Raw genomic sequence first — 1,757 nt, 5'->3', positions numbered from 1 at the left:
CAGCAAAAACGAGCTCACCTTCAAAAGTGGCGGTCTCTTCCGAAGCACCTGCATATAAAAAGTAATCCTTGTCATAACTGAGCGTATCTCCGTTAGCAGTCATGTAGCTCTCCGCTTTATTGGTTTGTACGTTCAAGAGTGTCAGTGGCTGAAAATAGGTACTTCCCTCCTTGTCTCCTAAAGGTTTGATTCCCAGTGCCTTGAACTCATTAGCCACATAGTCCATCGCTTTTTGGTATTCCGGTGTTCCGGGATAGCGCCCCATCAAACTATCATGCGATAAGGCCGCTACATGCTGCTCTATTTGACCTGGAGAAACAGCCTTCGTGTAGCTAAGTAATTCTGAATCTGTATGACGGTTTTGAGTGCAACTGAATATTAATAGTGATAAACAACTGAGGGTCAATAGTTTCTTCATAGGGTATAAAAATGTGTTTTATTGAGAATACAATTATTCGATAAAAATGTTTATTCCCCTCAGTTGTTTCTGATAAATTCCACTTGTGTCAGTCGCCTTACTCGTTTCTAAGTGTATTTACCGGGTTACTCACTGCACCTCTAACAATTTCAAAACTCACCGTAATCAAAGCAAAGACAAGTGCTACTACAGATCCTACAATAAAAGTAACCGGCTCCAAATCAGTAGTATAAGGAAATTCAGCCAACCATTGATTCATTCCGTAATAACTCACAGGAATAGCAATGGCGATACCAATAATCACCAGCAAGGCGAAGCGTTTGGTAAACATATACACCACCTGCTTCACAGAGGCGCCTAATACCTTGCGAATACCTATTTCTTTCAGGTTCTGCTCCACACTAAACGATGACAGGCCAAATAAGCCCAGAATGGCTACGAAAATGGCGAGATAAGAGAAATAGTTAACCAACTCCCCTAAATCTTCTTCGGCCTCATATTGTGAGTTAAAATTGTCGCCAACAGTAAAGTAATCAAAAGGAAAGCCTTCACGTAAATGAGTCCATTCGTTCTGTATGTAGGCAATGGCATCATCTTCATACCCTTCTTTCACTTTTATGATAACACTTCGTGATCTTCCGTCAGTGATGGCAAATACAATGGGAGCAATAGATTGATGCAATGACTCAAAATGAAAGTCTTCCGTTACACCTATGATATAACCATTTCTTCCACCATAATTGAATTTTTTACCAATTGCCTCTTCAGCATCGGAATACCCTAACCCATCAATGGCCGCCTTATTTAAAACAAAAGCTTCGGTAGAATCATTTGCCAGTTCTCTGTCAAAATTTCTCCCGGCAATAAATTCAACATCCAACACATCCAAATAACCGTGATCAATCATCACATTAGCTATTCGAAAGTCAATTTGAATCATCTCACCATCCACTTCTGCGCTACCTCCCTGAGAATCCAGAAGCCTACCAGAAGGTATTCTACTGGATAATGTGGCATCTAAAATACCCGGTTGTGCAATCAACCTTGTTCGTATAGCCTCGAAACCTGTAATAATCGGTCCGCTTGCAGGTACCACAACCAGGTTATCTTTATCAAAACCCAAATCTTTGGTTTTCATATATTCAATCTGATCGTTTATAACGCCTACGCCTATCAATAAACAGATAGAAATAAAAAACTGAAATACTACCAAAACACTTCTAAGGTTTACTTTCTTATGGCTATTTAACTTACTGCCTTTCAATACTTTAACCGGTGTGAATGAAGAAAGGAAGAAAGCAGGATAACTACCGGCCAAAAAGCCTACAGCTAGTACAAC

General features: G+C 40.0%; 1 protein-coding gene and 1 pseudogene. Both read right to left on the bottom strand.

Going from position 1 to position 1,757, the window contains the following annotated elements; all coding sequences use genetic code 11:
- Positions 1 to 418, bottom strand: a pseudogene (locus RLO81_RS05005) (hypothetical protein); the annotation flags it as partial.
- Positions 419 to 515: 97 nt separating this feature from the next.
- Positions 516 to 1,757 (bottom strand): ABC transporter permease (locus RLO81_RS05000; protein WP_350108112.1); only part of this gene is annotated, 1,242 nt, incomplete at its 5' end.

Source organism: Fulvivirga sp. (assembly GCF_040220315.1).
GTDB lineage: Bacteria > Bacteroidota > Bacteroidia > Cytophagales > Cyclobacteriaceae > Fulvivirga.
Note: the sequence above shows the minus strand (reverse complement) of the source record. Positions and strands in the feature narration are given on the sequence as shown.